This is a genomic window from Candidatus Psyllophila symbiotica (assembly GCF_029910555.1).
GTDB lineage: Bacteria > Pseudomonadota > Gammaproteobacteria > Enterobacterales > Enterobacteriaceae_A.
Genome location: NZ_CP092142.1, coordinates 114,591 through 132,097 on the forward strand (window position 1 = coordinate 114,591; position 17,507 = coordinate 132,097).

27 protein-coding genes are annotated in these 17,507 nt (G+C 18.4%); 26 read left to right on the forward strand and 1 reads right to left on the reverse strand.

The window, feature by feature from the left end; translation table 11 throughout:
- Positions 1-40: 40 nt before the first annotated feature.
- Positions 41-823 (reverse strand): type I methionyl aminopeptidase, encoded by a 783-nt coding sequence (gene map, locus MEJ61_RS00575; protein ID WP_459563355.1) that lies wholly within the window; start codon positions 821-823, stop codon positions 41-43.
- Between the two features lie 147 nt (positions 824-970).
- Between map and rpsB the strand changes: the two genes are divergently transcribed.
- The 26 genes from rpsB to secY all read left to right on the forward strand — a co-directional run bounded on the left by rpsB (position 971) and on the right by secY (position 17,481).
- Complete coding sequence (gene rpsB, locus MEJ61_RS00580) at positions 971-1,678, forward strand: 30S ribosomal protein S2 (protein ID WP_459563438.1); 708 nt, start codon at positions 971-973, stop codon at positions 1,676-1,678.
- 18 nt (positions 1,679-1,696) lie between these two features.
- The gene (gene tsf / locus MEJ61_RS00585; protein ID WP_459563381.1) at positions 1,697-2,494 is read left to right on the forward strand and encodes a translation elongation factor Ts; all 798 of its coding nucleotides are present in this window, start codon (positions 1,697-1,699) and stop codon (positions 2,492-2,494) included.
- 125 nt (positions 2,495-2,619) lie between these two features.
- The gene (locus MEJ61_RS00590) at positions 2,620-3,177 is read left to right on the forward strand and encodes a ribosome-recycling factor (protein ID WP_459563358.1); all 558 of its coding nucleotides are present in this window, start codon (positions 2,620-2,622) and stop codon (positions 3,175-3,177) included.
- Positions 3,178-3,443: 266 nt separating this feature from the next.
- Positions 3,444-6,899, forward strand: a complete 3,456-nt coding sequence (gene dnaE / locus MEJ61_RS00595) for a DNA polymerase III subunit alpha (protein ID WP_459563439.1) — start codon at positions 3,444-3,446, stop codon at positions 6,897-6,899.
- 215 nt (positions 6,900-7,114) lie between these two features.
- Positions 7,115-7,423: a 30S ribosomal protein S10 gene (gene rpsJ, locus MEJ61_RS00600; protein WP_459563165.1), complete on the forward strand. Its 309-nt coding sequence runs from the start codon at positions 7,115-7,117 to the stop codon at positions 7,421-7,423.
- A 26-nt stretch (positions 7,424-7,449) separates the two neighbouring features.
- Positions 7,450-8,082 carry a 50S ribosomal protein L3 gene (gene rplC / locus MEJ61_RS00605; protein WP_459563166.1) on the forward strand — a complete coding sequence of 211 codons (633 nt, stop codon included), beginning with the start codon at positions 7,450-7,452 and terminating at the stop codon, positions 8,080-8,082.
- 2 nt (positions 8,083-8,084) lie between these two features.
- Complete coding sequence (gene rplD / locus MEJ61_RS00610; RefSeq protein ID WP_459563167.1) at positions 8,085-8,687, forward strand: 50S ribosomal protein L4; 603 nt, start codon at positions 8,085-8,087, stop codon at positions 8,685-8,687.
- A complete protein-coding gene (gene rplW / locus MEJ61_RS00615) occupies positions 8,684-8,965 on the forward strand; it encodes a 50S ribosomal protein L23 (protein WP_459563168.1) in 282 nt (93 codons plus the stop codon). Before rplD ends, rplW begins: the two co-directional genes overlap by 4 nt.
- Positions 8,966-9,026: 61 nt before the next feature.
- Positions 9,027-9,854, forward strand: coding sequence for a 50S ribosomal protein L2 (rplB, locus tag MEJ61_RS00620; protein WP_459563382.1), 828 nt, complete (start codon positions 9,027-9,029; stop codon positions 9,852-9,854).
- 10 nt (positions 9,855-9,864) lie between these two features.
- Complete coding sequence (gene rpsS / locus MEJ61_RS00625) at positions 9,865-10,209, forward strand: 30S ribosomal protein S19 (RefSeq protein ID WP_459563383.1); 345 nt, start codon at positions 9,865-9,867, stop codon at positions 10,207-10,209.
- A complete protein-coding gene (rplV, locus tag MEJ61_RS00630; RefSeq protein ID WP_459563170.1) occupies positions 10,202-10,543 on the forward strand; it encodes a 50S ribosomal protein L22 in 342 nt (113 codons plus the stop codon). Before rpsS ends, rplV begins: the two co-directional genes overlap by 8 nt.
- Before the next feature lie 15 nt (positions 10,544-10,558).
- Positions 10,559-11,263, forward strand: a complete 705-nt coding sequence (gene rpsC / locus MEJ61_RS00635) for a 30S ribosomal protein S3 (protein ID WP_459563171.1) — start codon at positions 10,559-10,561, stop codon at positions 11,261-11,263.
- An 8-nt stretch (positions 11,264-11,271) separates the two neighbouring features.
- Positions 11,272-11,685 (forward strand): 50S ribosomal protein L16, encoded by a 414-nt coding sequence (rplP, locus tag MEJ61_RS00640; protein ID WP_459563172.1) that lies wholly within the window; start codon positions 11,272-11,274, stop codon positions 11,683-11,685.
- Positions 11,682-11,876: a 50S ribosomal protein L29 gene (gene rpmC, locus MEJ61_RS00645; protein ID WP_459563173.1), complete on the forward strand. Its 195-nt coding sequence runs from the start codon at positions 11,682-11,684 to the stop codon at positions 11,874-11,876. Before rplP ends, rpmC begins: the two co-directional genes overlap by 4 nt.
- Entirely contained in the window at positions 11,873-12,127 is a 255-nt protein-coding gene (gene rpsQ, locus MEJ61_RS00650) for a 30S ribosomal protein S17 (protein WP_459563174.1), read from the forward strand. The genes rpmC and rpsQ overlap by 4 nt, the downstream gene beginning before the upstream one ends.
- A gap of 39 nt (positions 12,128-12,166) precedes the next feature.
- Entirely contained in the window at positions 12,167-12,538 is a 372-nt protein-coding gene (rplN, locus tag MEJ61_RS00655) for a 50S ribosomal protein L14 (RefSeq protein WP_459563175.1), read from the forward strand.
- 11 nt (positions 12,539-12,549) lie between these two features.
- Positions 12,550-12,864, forward strand: a complete 315-nt coding sequence (gene rplX, locus MEJ61_RS00660) for a 50S ribosomal protein L24 (protein WP_459563176.1) — start codon at positions 12,550-12,552, stop codon at positions 12,862-12,864.
- 13 nt (positions 12,865-12,877) lie between these two features.
- Complete coding sequence (gene rplE, locus MEJ61_RS00665) at positions 12,878-13,423, forward strand: 50S ribosomal protein L5 (RefSeq protein ID WP_459563177.1); 546 nt, start codon at positions 12,878-12,880, stop codon at positions 13,421-13,423.
- A 3-nt stretch (positions 13,424-13,426) separates the two neighbouring features.
- Entirely contained in the window at positions 13,427-13,732 is a 306-nt protein-coding gene (gene rpsN / locus MEJ61_RS00670; RefSeq protein WP_459563178.1) for a 30S ribosomal protein S14, read from the forward strand.
- 24 nt (positions 13,733-13,756) lie between these two features.
- Entirely contained in the window at positions 13,757-14,149 is a 393-nt protein-coding gene (rpsH, locus tag MEJ61_RS00675) for a 30S ribosomal protein S8 (RefSeq protein WP_459563179.1), read from the forward strand.
- Positions 14,150-14,159: 10 nt separating this feature from the next.
- Positions 14,160-14,693 carry a 50S ribosomal protein L6 gene (gene rplF / locus MEJ61_RS00680; RefSeq protein WP_459563362.1) on the forward strand — a complete coding sequence of 178 codons (534 nt, stop codon included), beginning with the start codon at positions 14,160-14,162 and terminating at the stop codon, positions 14,691-14,693.
- A gap of 9 nt (positions 14,694-14,702) precedes the next feature.
- On the forward strand, positions 14,703-15,047 hold the full coding sequence (gene rplR, locus MEJ61_RS00685; protein ID WP_459563384.1) for a 50S ribosomal protein L18: 345 nt from the start codon (positions 14,703-14,705) through the stop codon (positions 15,045-15,047).
- An 8-nt stretch (positions 15,048-15,055) separates the two neighbouring features.
- Positions 15,056-15,556 (forward strand): 30S ribosomal protein S5, encoded by a 501-nt coding sequence (gene rpsE, locus MEJ61_RS00690; protein WP_459563440.1) that lies wholly within the window; start codon positions 15,056-15,058, stop codon positions 15,554-15,556.
- A gap of 7 nt (positions 15,557-15,563) precedes the next feature.
- Entirely contained in the window at positions 15,564-15,743 is a 180-nt protein-coding gene (rpmD, locus tag MEJ61_RS00695) for a 50S ribosomal protein L30 (protein ID WP_459563181.1), read from the forward strand.
- Positions 15,744-15,746: 3 nt separating this feature from the next.
- The gene (gene rplO / locus MEJ61_RS00700; RefSeq protein ID WP_459563182.1) at positions 15,747-16,172 is read left to right on the forward strand and encodes a 50S ribosomal protein L15; all 426 of its coding nucleotides are present in this window, start codon (positions 15,747-15,749) and stop codon (positions 16,170-16,172) included.
- 4 nt (positions 16,173-16,176) lie between these two features.
- Entirely contained in the window at positions 16,177-17,481 is a 1,305-nt protein-coding gene (secY, locus tag MEJ61_RS00705; RefSeq protein ID WP_459563183.1) for a preprotein translocase subunit SecY, read from the forward strand.
- Positions 17,482-17,507: the final 26 nt, after the last annotated feature.

Genomic DNA, 17,507 nt, shown 5'->3' on the forward strand with positions numbered 1-17,507 from the left:
AATAAATAATTTAATATTAATTAAAATATTTTATTTATAATTATTTATTTATAATTATTTTTGGAATATTTTCATTTTTACGTATAGTCATTATTTCACATCCATTAGATGTTACTAATATTGTATGTTCATATTGTGCTGATAAACTTTTATCTTTTGTTTTAACAGTCCAACCATCTTTTAAAATAAATACTTTATTTTTTCCTAAATTTATTATAGGTTCAATTGTAAAAATCATACCCTTTTTTAAAATAATATTATTATTATTTTTAAAATGTAAAATATTAGGTAATTCATGAAATTTTTTTCCAATTCCATGACCGCAATATTTTTTAACAATAGAATAATTATTTTTAAATTTTATAAATTTTTCAATATTATTACCTATTGTATTTAATTTTATTCCTGGTTTAATTTTATATATAGATAAATATAAACTTTGTTGTGTTATATTACATAATAATTTATTAGAATTTTTAACTTTACCTACTAAAAACATTTTTGAAGTATCACCAAAAAATCCATTTTTTAAAATAGTAACATCGATATTAACTATATCACCATTTTTAAGTTTTTTATTTTTAGGTATTCCATGACATACTGTATCATTTACTGAAATACAAACTGATTTAGGAAAACCTTTATATCCTAAACATGCAGGTATAGCTTTTTGATTATTAATAATATATAAATTACATATTTTATCTAATTTTTTTGTTGTTATACCTGGTATAATATATTTTTTAATCATTTCTAATACTTGTGATGCTAAATAACATGAAGTTCTTATTTTTTTTATTTCATCAAAATTTTTAATTATCATTTTTTATATATTTAAATATTTTATTTTAATTAAATTTATTTAAAATATTATTTTAATTTATAAAAATATTTTTTAAAATTATAAATTAATTATTATTTATTAATTAATTTATAAATATTAAATATTAACATAACATGGAATATATTAATGTTTAAAATATCTATTTATGATATGGTTAAATCAGGAGTGCATTTTGGGCATCAAACTCGATATTGGAATCCTAAAATGAAAAAATTTATATTTGGTATTAAAAATAAAATACATATTATTAACTTAGAAAAAACTTTATTAATGATTAATAAAGCTATGAATGAATTAATTAAAATTACATCATATAATGGAAAAATTTTATTTATTGGTACTAAATTTATTGCATATAAAGCAATTAAAGTATATGCTGAAAATTGTAATCAATTTTACGTTAATCATCGTTGGTTAGGAGGTATGTTAACTAATTGGAAAACTGTTAAAAATTCTATTTTAAAATTAAATAATTTAGAAATTCAATTACAAAATGGTATTTTAGATAAATTAACTAAAAAAGAATCATTATTATATAAAAATAAACTTATAAAATTAAAAAAATCTTTAGATGGAATTAAAAATATGGAAAATTTACCTGATGCTATTTTTGTTATAGATTCAAATTATGAAAAAATTGCAATTAAAGAAGCAAATCAATTAGGAATAAAAGTTTTTTCTATTGTAGATACTAATTCTGATCCTAGAGGTATTGATTATATTATTCCTGGTAATGATGATTCTATTTATGCTATTAAATTTTATTTAAATAATATTACTTTAGCTATTAATGAAGGTATTGCAATATATAGAAGTTTTCATTTAAATATGTAAAAAATTAAAAGGATTTATATGAATAAAATTGATATTAATCTTATTAAAAAAATTAGAAATATTACGGGAGCTAGTTTATTAGATTGTAAAAATATTTTAATTTTAACTAATGGAAATATTAAAAAAGCAATTATTGAAATGAGAAAATTAGGAATATTAAAAATTTTAAAAAAAAAAAAAAAAAAAATTATTAATGGTGTTATAATAGTTAAAAATTTAAATAATTTTGGTATTATTTTAGAAATAAATTGTCAAACTGATTTTGCTGCTAAAAGTTCTGAATTTTTAACTTTTTCAAATAATATTATTAATAATTTACTTAAAAATAATTTTAAATATATTAAAAATATTGAGAAAATAAATTTTTTATATAAAAAAAAAATTGTTGATTTATTTAATAAAATAAACGAAAATGTTAATATCAGACGTATTAATATATTAAAAAAAAATATTATAGAAATTTATAATCATAATAATCGTATTGGTGTTTTAATAAATGCTAAATTTATACAAAAAAAAATACTTAAAAAAATTGCTATGCATATTGCTTCTGAAAAACCTAAATTTATAAATATAGAGAATATTTTTTATAATTTTATTATAAATGAATATAAAATACAAAATATTATAATTAGAAAAAAAAAAGATTTTTTAAAAAAAATATTATTAGGAAAAATTAAAAAATATATTTATAATATAACTTTAATGAATCAAAATTTTATTTTTGATATTTCTAAAAAAATTAAAAATATAATAAATAAAAAAAATTCTATTATTTATAATTTTATATGTTATGAACTTGGTGAGATATTATAAATATTTTAAAATTTATTATAATAAAATAATAAGTATTTTAAATTAATATTAATAATATTAATAATATTAATAATATTAATAATATTATTAATATTATTTAAAATATATTTAAAAGGAATAAAAAAATGTTAGAAAATGTTGTGACTGAAAATAAAAAATTAATGTTAAATGTTTATAATTCATTTAAAAAAAAAATAAATAAAATATTTGTAGGTAGAACTTCAACTAAAATATTAGATGATATTTTAATTAATTGTTATGGTACTAATATTAGTTTAAATAAAGTTTCTCATATAATTTTAATTGATTTTAATACAATTAAAATTAATTTGTTTGATATTTCATTGATTAATATTGTGAAAAATTCAATTATAAAATCAAATTTAAATTTAACAGTTTATATTTTAAATAATGATATAATTATTAATTTACCTCAAATAAATGAAAAACGTCGAAAGGAATTAATTAAAAATGTTCGTTGTGAATCTGAAAATGGTCGAATTTTAATTAGAAAAATACGAAGAGAGTCAAATTTAAAGATAAAAACTATGCATAAAAATAAAATAATAAGTATAGATATTAAAAATAAAATGGAAGAAGATGTTCAAGATGAAACTGATATTTATATTAGAAAAATTAATATAAAATTAATTAAAAAAGAAAAAGAATTACTTTTAATATAATAAACATTTTGATATTTATATAATTAAATTTTAAATATAATAAACATTTTGATATTTATATAATTAAATTTTAAATATAATAAACATTTTGATATTTATATAATTAAATTTTAAATATAATAAGTTTTAATAAATTTATTAATAAATACTATATAATTATTTATATTTATTAAAATAATTTAAGTTTTAATAAATTTATTAATAAATACTATATAATTATTTATATTTATTAAAATAATTTAAGTTTTAATAAATTTATGATTAAAATGATAAAAAATAAATTTGTTCATTTACATATACATAGTGATTATTCTTTTATTGATGGATTGATTAAAATTAATGATTTATTAAAAAAAGCTAAAAAGCTAAATATTTTATGTTTAGCTTTAACAGATTTTAATTGTTTTTTTGGGATTTTAAAATTTTATAAATTTGCATACAAATTAAATATAAAACCTATTATTGGAATTGATTTTAATATTAAAAATATTAATGGAAAAATATCACAATTAACAATTTTAGCTTCTAATAATGAAGGTTATAAAAATTTAAAATTATTAATTACTAAAATTTATGAAAATGGTTATACAAATTTATTAGGACCTTATATTACTTATAATTTACTTAAAAAATATAGAAATGGTTTAATAATATTATCTGGAGGTTATTTTGGTGATATTGGAGAATTTATAATTAATGAAGATTATGATCAAATTAATTATACATTAGATTTTTATCAAAAATATTTTTTAAATAATTATTATTTAGAAATTATTAGAACTAATCGTAAAAATGAAGAAAATTATATAAATAAAATTATTCCAATTGCAGAAATTAGAAATTTACCATTAGTAGCTACAAATGATGTTTGTTTTTTAAATAAAGAAGATTATGATATACATAAAATTCGTTTAAATATGAATAATTTAAGTATTAAAAATTATAGTAATAAACAATTTTTACGTAGTGAAGATGAAATGTGTAAATTATTTAAAGATATTCCTGAAGCTTTAATAAATAGTGTTGAGATATCTAAACGTTGTAATGTTATTATTAATTTGGGTAAGTTTTTTTTACCTATTTTTACTTATAAAAAAATATCATCTTATAAATATTTAAATATTATAACTAAAAAAAATTTAGAAAAAAAAATTAAATATATGTTATATAATAATAAACTTAATATTTTAATAAGATGTAAATATTATAAACGTTTAAATAAAGAACTTAAAGTTATTAATAAAATTAAATTTTCAAATTATTTTTTAATAGTTATGGAATTTATAGAATGGGCTAAAAATAATAAAATAATGGTTGGTCCTGGAAGAGGATCAGGTAGTAGTTCATTGGTTGCTTTTGTATTAAATATTATAGATATAGATCCTGTTAAATATAATTTAATTTTTGAACGTTTTTTAAATTCAGAACGTATATTAATGCCTGATTTTGATATTGATTTTTGTATTGAAAAACGTGACAAAGTTATTAATCATATTAAAGATAAATATGGTCATAAATCAGTAGCGCAAATTATTACATTTGGTACTTTAGCAGCTAGAGCAGCTATTAGAGATGTAGGTAAAGTTTTAGGGTATTCTTATAATTTTATTGATCGTATTGCTAAATTAGTACCAATAGATTTAGGAATAACTTTAAACAAATCTTTTAATTTAGAACCATTATTTTTAAAAATATATCAAGAAAATGTCGAAGCTAAAGTATTAATTGATATTTCTTGTAAATTAGAAGGAATTATTAAAAATATTAGTAAACATGCTGGAGGTATAGTTATATCACCAGGTAAAATTACTAATTTTACTCCTTTATTTTTTGATTCAAAAGGTAAAAACCCATTATCTCAATTTGATAAAATTGATATTGAAAATATTGGTTTAGTGAAATTTGATCTCTTAGGTTTAAAAACATTAACTGTTATAAATTATTCATTAAATATGATAAATTCAAACTTTAGTATTAAAAAAAAAATAAATATTTTAAATTTACCTTTAAATGATAAAAAAAGTTATAATTTATTAAAAGAAGCAAATACTACTGCAGTTTTTCAACTTGAATCAAATGGTATGAAAGATTTAATTAGAAAAATTAAACCTAATTCTTTTAATGATATTGTAGACTTAATAGCGTTATTTAGACCTGGTCCATTAAAATCTGGAATGGTTCAAAATTATATTAATCGTAAACACGGTATCGAAAAAATTTCATATCCAGATATTAAATGGGAACATAAATGTTTAAAACCTATTTTAAAATCTACATATGGTATTATTTTATATCAAGAACAAGTTATTGAAATAGCAAAAATATTATCTAATTATACTTTAGGATCAGCTGATATTTTATTAAGAGCTATGAGTAAAAAAAAAATCAAAAATATGAATAAAGAAAAAAATAATTTTGTAATTGGTGCTATTAAAAAACATTTTAATAAAAAACTTTCAATTAAAATTTTTGAATTATTAAATAAATTTGCTAGTTATGGTTTTAATAAATCACATTCTGTAGCATATTCTATTATTTCTTATCAAACGTTATGGTTAAAAACATATTATCCTTTAGAATTTATGGCTTCAATAATGACTTCGGAAATGCAAAATACTGAAAAATTAGTTAATTTAGTTAATGAATGTAAACGTATGAAATTAAATATTTTACCGCCAAATATTAATAAAAGTTTATATAATTTTAATGTTAATAAAAATAAAAATATTATTTGGGGATTAGGTGCAATTAAAGGATTAGGTGAATCAACAGTAAAATATATTATTAAAATACGTAATAAAAATTTAAAAATTAAAGATTTATTTAATTTTTGTATTTTTATTGATAAAAAAATAATTAATAAAAGAATACTTGAAAAATTAATTTTTTCAGGTTCATTTGATTACACAAAACAAAATCGTTCTTTTTTAAATTATATATTACAGGATATAATTAAAATTACTGAATATTATAAAAAATTTATTAAAATTGGTCAAAAAAGTATGTTTAATATTTTAAAAGATATTCCTAAAGAGATTATAAATAAATATAAAAATTTTATATCTTTACCTCAATCATTAATATTAGAAAAAGAACATGATACACTTGGTTTATATTTAACTGGTCATCCTATAACTCAGTATATTGAAGAAATTAAATATTATACAGGAGGAATACTTTTAAAAGATTTAAATTTAACAAGGAAAAATAATATAAAAATTGTTTCTGGATTAGTAATATATTATAAAATTATATGTACTAAAAATAATAAATATATTTGTATATGTATTTTAGATGATAATACATATAGATTAGAAATTATTTTATTTAATAATGTATTAAAAAAATATAAAAATATTATTAAAAAAAACATTATTTTAATTGTTAGTGGTGAAGTTTTTTTTGATAATTTCAAAAATTTATATAAAATGTATGTATATGAATTATTTAATATTAATACAATTAGAGAACAATATGTTACTAAGTTAATAATATATATAGATATTGATAAAATTAATAGTAAATTATTAAATTATTTATATAAATTATTAGAAAAAAATAAAAATGGTAAAATTCCCTTATGGTTTTATTATAAGGAAAGCAATATAACTTTAAAATTATCTTGTAGTAAACAATGGAATATTAAAATAAATAATTTGTTATTAACTCAATTAAGAGAATATTTTGGATATTCTAATATTAAATTATCTTTTATTAATTAAAAATATATTTTATATTAAAATATATATTTAAAATTTTAATTTATTAAATATTTTAAAATGATCAAATATTAATAATTTTATATGTTTAAATAATAAAATTTTAATTTTATAAAATGTTTAATTATTATTATATTTTAAATATTTATTAAATATTTAATTTATAAATTTTTTATAATATCAAAAAAAAAAAATTTTATAAAAGGAAATTTATTTTAATGAAAAAACATATTAGAATTAAATTAAAATCATTTGATTTTAGAATAATGGAAAAATTAATACTTAAATTTATTAATATTGCTTATAGTACTAAAGCTAAAATTTATGGTCCAATACCTTTACCAATAATTAAAGAAAAATTTACTATTCTTATATCACCTCATGTTGACAAAGATGCTCGTGATCAATATGAAATTTGCACTTATAAAAGATTATTAGGTATTATAACTTCTAATTTTAAAACTATTGAAAAATTAATGAAAATAAAATTAATTTCTGGAATTTTTATTAAAATTAATATTATTTAAAATTTGAATGAATTTAAGGTTAAAATATGATTGGATTAGTAGGTAAAAAAATTGGTATGTCTAGAGTTTTTAAAAAAAATGGTTTTTCAATTCCAATTAGTATTGTTGAAATTAAAAATAATTATATTACTCAAATTAAAAATATTAAAAAAAATAATTATTTTACTATTCAAATTACTACAGGTTATAAAAAAAAATATAATAAATCTGAAAAAGGACATTTCAAAAAATCTGGTTTAATTCCTGGAGAAGGTTTGTGGGAATTTCGTGTTTTTAAAAAAAAAAAATTTAATTTAGGTGAAAAAATTGATTTAAATATTTTTTCAGAAAATCAATTTATTGATATTACTGGAATTTCTAAAGGTAAAGGTTTTTCTGGGACTGTTAAAAGATGGAATTTTAATACTCAAGATAGTACACATGGTAATTCTTTATCACATAGAGTACCAGGTTCAATTGGTCAAAATCAAACTCCTGGTAAAGTATTTAAAGGTAAAAAAATGGCTGGTCATTTAGGAAATCAACGTGTTACAGTGCAAAATTTAAAAATTATTAAAATTGATATTATTAAAAAATTATTATTAATTAAAGGATCTATACCTGGTTCAATTGGTAAAAATATTATAATAAAACCAGCTATTAAAAAGAATGGAGTATAGTTATGGAAATTTTATTAAATGATACTAATAATAGTATAAATATTTCTAAATCTATTTTTAACTGTAAATTTAATAAATTATTAGTTCATCAAGTAATTATATCATTTTTAGTTAATAATCGTAGTGGAAATAAATCTCAAAAAAATAAATCAGAGGTTTCTGGTTCAAATAAAAAACCATGGCGTCAAAAAGGTACTGGGCGTGCTCGTTCTGGTTCTTTAAAAAGTCCTATTTGGCGTTCTGGCGGTGTTACTTTTACTTCTAAATTTAAAAAATATCATCAAAAAATTAATAAAAAAATGTATAGAGGTGCTATAAAATGTATTTTTTCAGAATTAATAAGACAAAAAAGATTAATAGTTTTTAATAATTTTTCAATAAATTCTCCTAAAACTAATGTATTATTAAATAAAATAAAAAATATACCTAAAAAAAAAACTTTAATAATTACTAAAAAAATTGAAAAAAATTTATTTTTATCTTCACGTAATGTTTATAATATTAAAATAAATGATATTAAAAATATTAATATTTTAAATTTAATTAATTCTAATAATATAATAACTACTTTAGAAGTTTTAAAATATTTTGAGAATATTTTATGATTATAAAAAATGAAAAATTAATAAATATTATATATAAAATACATGTATCTGAAAAAGTAAATTTTATAATTAAAAATGGTAACTCAACTGTTTTAAGGGTTATTAAAAAATTTAATAAAAATGAAATTAAAAATGCTGTTCAAAAAATTTTTGGAATTAAAATAAAATCAATTAATACATTATTAGTAAAAGGTAAAAAATTTAGAATTAATAAAAATAATTATGGTTACCATAAAGACTGGAAAAAAGTATATATTACTTTTAAAAATTTAAAATAATATAAAATTATTTAAATATATAAAAAGTTGTTATTTAATAAATAAAATAAAAGGAATTAAAATGATTGTTGTTAATTATAAACCTACATCTCCTGGTATTAGACATGCTAATAAATTAATTAATAAAAGTTTATATAAAGGTAAACCATATAAGTTGTTACTTAAGAAATTAACTAAATCAGGTGGAAGAAATAATTTAGGTCGAATAACTACTAGACATATAGGTGGAGGTCACAAAAAACATTATAGATTGATTGATTATAAACGTAATATTGATTATATTATTGGAAAAGTTAAACGTTTAGAATATGATCCAAATAGATCAGCAAATATTGCATTAATTTTATATAAAAATGGAATAAGTAGATATATTTTAGCTGCAAAAGGAATAAAAATAGGTGATAAAATTGAATCAGGTGAAAAAATAAATATTAAATTAGGTAATTGTCTACCTATTAAAAATATTCCAGTTGGTTCTATTATACATAATGTAGAATTAAAACCTGGTAAAGGTGGTCAATTAATTAGATCTGCAGGTTCATATGCTCAAATTATTGCAATTGATGGTAAATATGTAACAATAAGATTACGTTCTGGTGAAATACGTAAAATTTTTTCTAAATGTCGTGCTACTTTAGGTGCAGTTGGTTTTTCAGAACATATGCTTTCTTTATTAGGAAAAGCTGGTAAATCACGTTGGAGAGGTATAAGACCTACAGTGCGCGGAACAGCTATGAATCCTATTGATCATCCTCATGGTGGTGGAGAAGGTCGTAATTTTGGAAAACATCCTGTTACTCCTTGGGGTATTTCTACTAAAGGTAAAAAAACTCGTATTAATAAACGCACTAATAAATTAATTATACGTTTTAGAAATAAAAATAAATAAGGTAATAATTATGCCAAGATCAATTAAAAAAGGTCCTTATATTGACAAACATTTATTTTTTAAAGTAAAAAAAATATTAAATACCAAAAAGATTAAATCATTTAAAACTTGGTCACGTAGATCTACAATATTTCCTAATATGATAGGATTAACTATTGCTGTTCATAATGGTAGAAAGCATGTTCCAATATTTATAACAGATGAAATGATTGGACATAAATTAGGTGAATTTGTTGTTACACGTATATTTAAAGGTCATACTGCAGATAAAAAAATTAAAAATACTAAAAATACTAAAAATACTAAAAATACTAAAAATATTAAAAATACTAAAAATGGAAAAAAAAATGAATAAAGAAATAATTACTAAACATTGTTATGCTAATTCTTCTGCTCAAAAATTGCGTTTAATTTCTAATTTAATTAAAGGTAAAAATGCAATTAAAGCTTTAGAAATTTTAAAATATAATTCTAAAAAAGCATCTAATCTAATTAAAAAAGTATTAAAATCTGCTATTTCTAATTTTAAAATTTATAATATTAATACAAATGTTAAATTATTATATATTAAAAAAATTTTTATAGATGAAGGATCTCGATCTAAACGTATTTTCCCTCGTGCTAAAGGTAAAACAGATTATATTTTAAAACGTACTAGTCATATTAATATAATATTGTCTGATAATTAATTTTGGAGATTTTATATGGGTCAAAAAGTAAATCCGCATGGTGTCAGATTAGGTATTATTAAGTTTTGGAATTCTATATGGTATGCAAATAAAAAAGAATACAATAAAAATTTAAATGATGATTTTAAAATTCGAAGTTTTCTTAAAAAAAAATTAATGAAATTATTTTTATCTAAAATTGTAATTTATAGAAATATTAAATTAATTAAAATTATAATTTATACCTCTAGATCTGATAGTATTATTAAAAATAAAAATGATAATATAGAAATATTGTGTAAAGAAATTAGTAAATTTGTTAATATACCTTCTATAATTAATATATTTGAAATAAAAAAACCAGAAATAGATGCTAAATTAATATCAAATAATATAAAATTTCAATTAGAACATCGTATTATATTCAGACGTATTATTAAAAAATCAGTACAAAATGCTATTAATAATGGTGCTATTGGTATTAAAATTGAATTAAATGGACGAATTGGGGGAGTTGAAATTGCTAGAACTGAATGGCATCGTGAAGGACGTGTGCCTTTGCATACTTTAAGAGCTGATATTGATTATAATACATCTATTGCAAATACAACATATGGAGTAATAGGTATTAAAGTTTGGGTTTTTAAAGGAGAAATATTAGATAATAAATGGTTTTTTAAAAAAAAAATATATGAAATTATTAATAGTAATAATGATGATAATGATGATAATAATGATTAGGAATATAAATGTTACAACCTAAAAGAACTAAATTTAAAAAAACTCAAAAAGGACGTAATAAAGGTTTATCAATAAATAATAATATTAATTTTGGAATGTTTGGTTTAAGATCTATCGAACATGGAAGAATAACTTCTAAACAAATTGAATCAGCACGTAGGTCAATAAATCGTACAATTAAAAAACAAGGTAAAATTTGGATTTGCATATTTCCAGATAAACCTATTACAAAAAAACCTTTAGAAGTAAGAATGGGAAAAGGAAAAGGCAATGTCGAATTTTGGGTTTCATTAATTAAACCAGGTAAAATTCTTTATGAATTAGATGGAGTATCAGAAGAATTAGCACGTAAAGCTTTTGTTCAAGCTTCAAGTAAATTACCCGTGAAAACTATTTTTTCAATAAAAAAGGTTATTTTATGAAATTTAAAAATATTAAAAATAAAACATTAAATGAATTAAATGGTATATTATATATGTTATTATATGAGAAATTTAGTTTGCGTATTAAATTAGGAAATAATCAACTTAAAAAAACACATTTATTAAAAGAAAATCGTAGAGATATTGCACGTATTAAAACTTTAATTATTAATAAAAGAGTATGTAAATGAAAAAAGATAATACATTAAAAGGTATAGTAACTAGTAATAAAATGATAAAATCTATTGTTGTTGTTATTAAACGTAAAATAAAACATACTATTTATAAAAAATTTATTAAAAAAACAACTAAATTTTATGTACATGATGAAAATAATAATTGTAATATTGGTGATTTAGTAGAATTTAAATCAACTACTCCATTATCGAAAAAAAAATTTTGGATATTAGTGAAAATTTTAAAAAAAAATTATTTGAAATAATTTATTTAATTAAAATGTTTTTAAATTACTGGAGTTTAAATGATTCAAGAACAAACTGTTTTAAATGTTGCTGATAATTCAGGAGCTCGTAAAGTAATGTGTATTAAAGTTTTAGGTGGTTCTCGTAGACGTTATGCAAATATTGGTGATATAATAAAAATTTCAATTAAAGAAGCTATTTCTAATAGTAAAGTTAAAAAAGGTGAGGTTTTAAAAGCAGTTATAGTTCGTACAAAAAAAGGAGTTCGACGTTCTGATGGTTCATTGATACGTTTTGATAATAATTCTTGTGTTATTTTAAATAATACAACATTACAACCAATAGGTACGCGTATTTTTGGTCCTGTAACTAGAGAATTACGTAACGAAAAATTTACTAAAATTATTTCTTTAGCACCTGAAGTAATTTAAAAAGAGGTTAAATGGTGAATAAAATTAAAAAAAATGATACTGTTGTTATAATTACCGGAAAAAATAAAGGTAAAAGTGGTAAAATTATAAAAATTATATCTAAAAAAAAAGTAATTATTAAAAATATGAATATATTTAAAAAACATCAAAAATCTGTTCCATCTTTAAATAAAACAGGCGGTATTATTAAAAAAGAATTTCCTATTCATATTTCTAATATTTCTATATTTAATAAATATACTAATAAATCTGATAAAGTTAAAATTACTTTTATTAAAAATAAAAAAGTACGTTTATATAAGTCAAATAATAAAATTATAAAATAATTAATAGGATAAAATGGAAAAATTACAAAATTATTATAAAAAAAAAATTATAAATTTTATGATCAAAAAATTTAATTATACTTCTTTAATGCAAGTTCCTAAAATTATTAAAATTGTTTTAAATATTGGTTTAGGAGAATCAGGTTTTAATAAAAAAAAATTAAATATTGCATTTAATAATTTAACTGTTATATCAGGTCAAAAACCTATAATTACTAAATCTAGAAAATCAATTGCGAGTTTTAAAATAAGACAAAATAATCCAATTGGTTGTATGGTAACTTTAAGAGGTAATAAAATGTGGAATTTTTTAGAAAGATTAATTTTTATTGCTATACCTAGAATTAGAGATTTTAGAGGTTTATCTTTAAATTCTTTTGATGGTTTTGGTAATTATAATATTGGTATAAAAGAACATATTATTTTTCCTGAAATTGATTTTGATCAAATTGATAATATTAATGGTTTAAATATAACAATTGTTTCTAATTCTAAAATTGATAATCAAATTTATAAAATGTTATTGTATTTTAATTTTCCTTTTAAGAAATATAGGTAAATTATGTCAAAAAAATCTCTTAAAATTAGAGAAATTAAAAAAATAAAATTAATAAATAAGTTTTATAATAAAAGAATTAAAATTAAAAAAAAAATTAAAGAAACATTATATTCATTTAAAAAAAAATTAAATTATATTTTTAAATTACAATCTTTACCACGTAATTCAAGTTTATCGAGATATAGTAATCGTTGTGTTAAAACTGGTAGAGTACGTGGATATATTGGTAAATTTGGTTTAAGTAGAATAAAATTAAGAGAATCTGCTATGAGTGGTGATATTCCTGGTTTGAAAAAATCAAGTTGGTAAAAATTTTTTAAATTTGGAGAATATATGAGTATGCACGATCCAATTTCAGATATGTTAACATATATTAGAAATGGACAAAATATTAGAAAAAAAAAAATTATAATGCCGTTCTCTAATATAAAAAACGAAATTTCTAGAGTATTGAAAGACGAAGGTTATATAAAAGATTATAAAAAAGTTATTAGCAATAAAATATATTTAGAAATAATTTTAAAATATTATAATAATAAACCAGTTATAGAAAATATAAAAAGAATTAGTAAATCTAGTTTGCGTGTATATAAAAAAAATAAAGAATTACCTAAAGTTATGAATTGTTTGGGAATTGCAATTATATCTACATCAAAAGGTATAATGTCTGATAGTTTAGCTAGAAAAAATGGTATAGGTGGTGAAATTATATGTTATGTTTATTAATGGAGTAAATATGTCTCGTATCGCTAAAAAATCAATTTTAATACCTAAAAATGTTAAAATAAATATAATTAATAAAATTATTAAGATTAGTGGAAAAAATGGTAAATTAAAACATATTGTTAATAAGAATGTAATTATTAATAAAGAAAAAAATATAATTTTTTTTTCTACTGTCAAAAATAATAAATATTCATGGTCACAAGCAGGTACTGCTAGATCTATAATTAATTCAATGATAATTGGTGTAACTATTGGGTTTTTTAAAAAATTAAAATTATTTGGTGTAGGATATAAAGTTAATATTAAAAATAATAATTTAGTTTTATCTTTAGGTTTTTCACATTTAATAAATTATATTATACCTAATGGTGTTTTTGTGAATTGTTCGAGTAAAAATGAAATTTTATTAAATAGTCCAAATAAACAATTAATTGGTCAAGTTGCTGCAGACATAAGATTATTTCATGTTCCAGATCCTTATAAAGGTAAAGGAATACGTTATGATAATGAAATTATTAAATTAAAAGAAACTAAAAAAAAATAGGATTCAAAAATGTGTAAAAATAAAAAACGTTTAAAACGTGCTAAAAGTATTCGTACTAAAATTAAAAAAAATGTTATTAAATTAGTTGTTTTTCGTACTTCTCATAATATATATGCTCAAATAGTTTGTAATAATAAAACTTTACTATCTGCGTCTACTTTAGAAAAAAATATTAATAAAATTACAAATAATTCTAGCAATAAATATTCTGCTTCTATAATTGGAAATATTATAGCTAAACGTTGTATTGATAAAGGTATTAAAAAAGTTGTTTTTGATAGATCTGGGTATAAATATCATGGAAGAATTAAAGCATTAGCTGAATCTGCTCGTGAATCTGGTTTAATTTTTTAAGGAATTAAATATTGTTTATTGAAGAAAAAAATATTGAATTTAAAGAAAAATTAATTAATATTAATAGAGTTTCTAAAACTGTAAAAGGTGGAAGAGTTTTTAGTTTTACTGCTTTAACAGTTATAGGAAATAAAAAAGGAAAAATAGGTTTTGGTTATGGTAAATCAAAAGAAGTACCTTTAGCAATTAAAAAATCTACTGAAAAAGCTAGACGTAATATAATTAATATTGTTTTAAAAAAAAATACTTTACATCACACTATTACAGGTAAATATACAGGAACATTTGTATTTATGAAACCAGCATCTGAAGGAACTGGTATTATTGCAGGTGGTGCTATGCGTGCTGTTTTAGAGGTTGTTGGTGTTCAAAATGTTTTAGCTAAAGTATATGGTTCAACTAATCCAATTAATGTTGTTAAGGCTACTATTAAAGCTTTAATAAATATGAAAACAATAAGATATATTTCTTTGAAGCGTGATAAATTATCTTTAGATTTTTTGAGGTAGTTATAATATGTATAAAATTATTACAATTAAACAAATACGAAGTTCTATAGGTATAAAACCAACTCATAAAGCTACATTGGTTTCATTAGGATTGGGACGTATTAATAAAGTTGTTAAAATTAGAAATACTAAATCTATAAATGGAATGATTAAACTTATTTATTATATGATTAATATTCAGGATTAAAATATGTATTTAAATAAGTTAAATTCATTTAATAATTTTAAAAATAATAAAAAACGCGTAGGTAGAGGAATAGGTTCAGGATTGGGCAAAACTTGTGGTAGAGGGCATAAAGGACAAAAAAGTAGATCTGGAAATACTGTTAAAAGAGGTTTTGAAGGTGGTCAAATGCCTTTGTATAGACGTTTACCTAAATATGGTTTTTTTTCTAAAAAAAAAAGATATATAAAAGAAATACGTTTATATGAATTAAATATAATTAAAGAAAATTATATAAATTTAAATATTTTAAAAAAATATAAATTAGTGAATAATAAAATTAAATTTATTAAAATTATTTTTTCTGGTTCAATTAATAAGTATTTTAAAATTTTTAATTTATTTGTAACAAAAAATGTAAAAATTGATTTTTTTAAAAATATAAAAGGATAAAAATATGGAAAATATATTTAAAGTTTATAAAAATGGAATTTGTCTTTTAAAATCTAAATTTATTTTTCTTATTTGTATTTTAATTATTTTTAGAATTGGTTCATTTATTCCAGTACCAGGAATTAATATTATAAATGATTTTTTTTTAAAAAATAATAATAATAATATATTTGAAATGTTAAATATATTTTCTGGTGGTAGTTTAAGTCATATTTCAATATTTTCTTTAGGTTTAATTCCTTATGTATCAGCATCAATTATCATTCAAATTATTAATTTTATTTATCCTAATTTAATTAAAATTGATAAATATTCATTAAATTATGAAAATAAAATTAATCAGGTTATTCGATATGTTGCTTTTTTTTTTTCAATAATTCAATCTATAATTATATTTATAAACTTTAATAAAATTTATGGGTTTAATAATTTAATTTTTGATAAAAATGTTTTTTTTTATTTAATTATATTAATAAGTTTAATTACTGGTTCTATGATATTAATGTGGTTAGGTGAAGAAATTTCTGAAAAAGGTATTTGTAATGGTATTTCAATAATTATTTGTTTTGGAATATTAGTAGGTTTACCTTCTTCTATAAATTTTGTTTTATTGAATAAATATTTTTATAATTTTGTTTTTTTTAAAATTTTTTTATTTTTAATATTATTATTTTTAATAATTTATTTTATTATTTTTATAGAATGTTCTCAAAGACGTATATTTATAAATTATAAAAATAATTTAAGTAAATGTAAATTTTATATAAATCAAAATATTTATTTACCTATTAAAATAAATATATCTGGTATAACACCTGCAATTTTTTCTTCAAGTATTGTGCTTTTTATAACAAATTTATTATTGTTTTTAATAGAAAAATTTAATAAATTTTTTATAATTAAAAAAATTATTTTTAATTTACAACCTGGTAAAATTCTTTATTTGATTTTATATATTAATTTTATTATGTTTTTTAGTTTTGTAAGTATTCCTGTATTTTTTGATTCTAATAAAACTGCAAATAATTTAAAAAAATCAGGTGGTTTTATATATGGTATACGTCCAGGTATAAAAACTTCTAATTACATCAGTAATATAGTTTTACGTTTAAATAATTTAGGAACATTATATATAATTTTTATATGTTTAATACCTGAAATATTTAATAAAATAATTAAAATTCCATTTTATTTAAGTAGCACTTCAATATTGATTGTAACTTTAGTTATTATGGATTTTATTTCCCAGATACAAATATTATTAATGTCATCTCAATATAATTCTGTTTTTAAAAAAAATAAATTATAAATATTTAATTGTAATAATTTATAAAA

Coding starts and splice junctions, on each gene's coding strand:
- rpsQ (WP_459563174.1), top strand. CDS start 11,873: ATGAAAAAAGATAATACATTAAAAGGTATAGTAACTAGTAATAAAATG.
- rplW (WP_459563168.1), top strand. CDS start 8,684: ATGATTATAAAAAATGAAAAATTAATAAATATTATATATAAAATACAT.
- rplP (WP_459563172.1), top strand. CDS start 11,272: ATGTTACAACCTAAAAGAACTAAATTTAAAAAAACTCAAAAAGGACGT.
- rplX (WP_459563176.1), top strand. CDS start 12,550: ATGGTGAATAAAATTAAAAAAAATGATACTGTTGTTATAATTACCGGA.
- rplE (WP_459563177.1), top strand. CDS start 12,878: ATGGAAAAATTACAAAATTATTATAAAAAAAAAATTATAAATTTTATG.
- dnaE (WP_459563439.1), top strand. CDS start 3,444: ATGATAAAAAATAAATTTGTTCATTTACATATACATAGTGATTATTCT.
- rplD (WP_459563167.1), top strand. CDS start 8,085: ATGGAAATTTTATTAAATGATACTAATAATAGTATAAATATTTCTAAA.
- rplR (WP_459563384.1), top strand. CDS start 14,703: ATGTGTAAAAATAAAAAACGTTTAAAACGTGCTAAAAGTATTCGTACT.
- rpsN (WP_459563178.1), top strand. CDS start 13,427: ATGTCAAAAAAATCTCTTAAAATTAGAGAAATTAAAAAAATAAAATTA.
- MEJ61_RS00590 (WP_459563358.1), top strand. CDS start 2,620: ATGTTAGAAAATGTTGTGACTGAAAATAAAAAATTAATGTTAAATGTT.
- rplB (WP_459563382.1), top strand. CDS start 9,027: ATGATTGTTGTTAATTATAAACCTACATCTCCTGGTATTAGACATGCT.
- rpsH (WP_459563179.1), top strand. CDS start 13,757: ATGAGTATGCACGATCCAATTTCAGATATGTTAACATATATTAGAAAT.
- rpsJ (WP_459563165.1), top strand. CDS start 7,115: ATGAAAAAACATATTAGAATTAAATTAAAATCATTTGATTTTAGAATA.
- rpmD (WP_459563181.1), top strand. CDS start 15,564: ATGTATAAAATTATTACAATTAAACAAATACGAAGTTCTATAGGTATA.
- rplV (WP_459563170.1), top strand. CDS start 10,202: ATGAATAAAGAAATAATTACTAAACATTGTTATGCTAATTCTTCTGCT.
- secY (WP_459563183.1), top strand. CDS start 16,177: ATGGAAAATATATTTAAAGTTTATAAAAATGGAATTTGTCTTTTAAAA.
- rpsB (WP_459563438.1), top strand. CDS start 971: ATGTTTAAAATATCTATTTATGATATGGTTAAATCAGGAGTGCATTTT.
- map (WP_459563355.1), bottom strand. CDS start 823: ATGATAATTAAAAATTTTGATGAAATAAAAAAAATAAGAACTTCATGT.
- rplC (WP_459563166.1), top strand. CDS start 7,450: ATGATTGGATTAGTAGGTAAAAAAATTGGTATGTCTAGAGTTTTTAAA.
- rplF (WP_459563362.1), top strand. CDS start 14,160: ATGTCTCGTATCGCTAAAAAATCAATTTTAATACCTAAAAATGTTAAA.
- rplN (WP_459563175.1), top strand. CDS start 12,167: ATGATTCAAGAACAAACTGTTTTAAATGTTGCTGATAATTCAGGAGCT.
- tsf (WP_459563381.1), top strand. CDS start 1,697: ATGAATAAAATTGATATTAATCTTATTAAAAAAATTAGAAATATTACG.
- rpsS (WP_459563383.1), top strand. CDS start 9,865: ATGCCAAGATCAATTAAAAAAGGTCCTTATATTGACAAACATTTATTT.
- rpsC (WP_459563171.1), top strand. CDS start 10,559: ATGGGTCAAAAAGTAAATCCGCATGGTGTCAGATTAGGTATTATTAAG.
- rpmC (WP_459563173.1), top strand. CDS start 11,682: ATGAAATTTAAAAATATTAAAAATAAAACATTAAATGAATTAAATGGT.
- rplO (WP_459563182.1), top strand. CDS start 15,747: ATGTATTTAAATAAGTTAAATTCATTTAATAATTTTAAAAATAATAAA.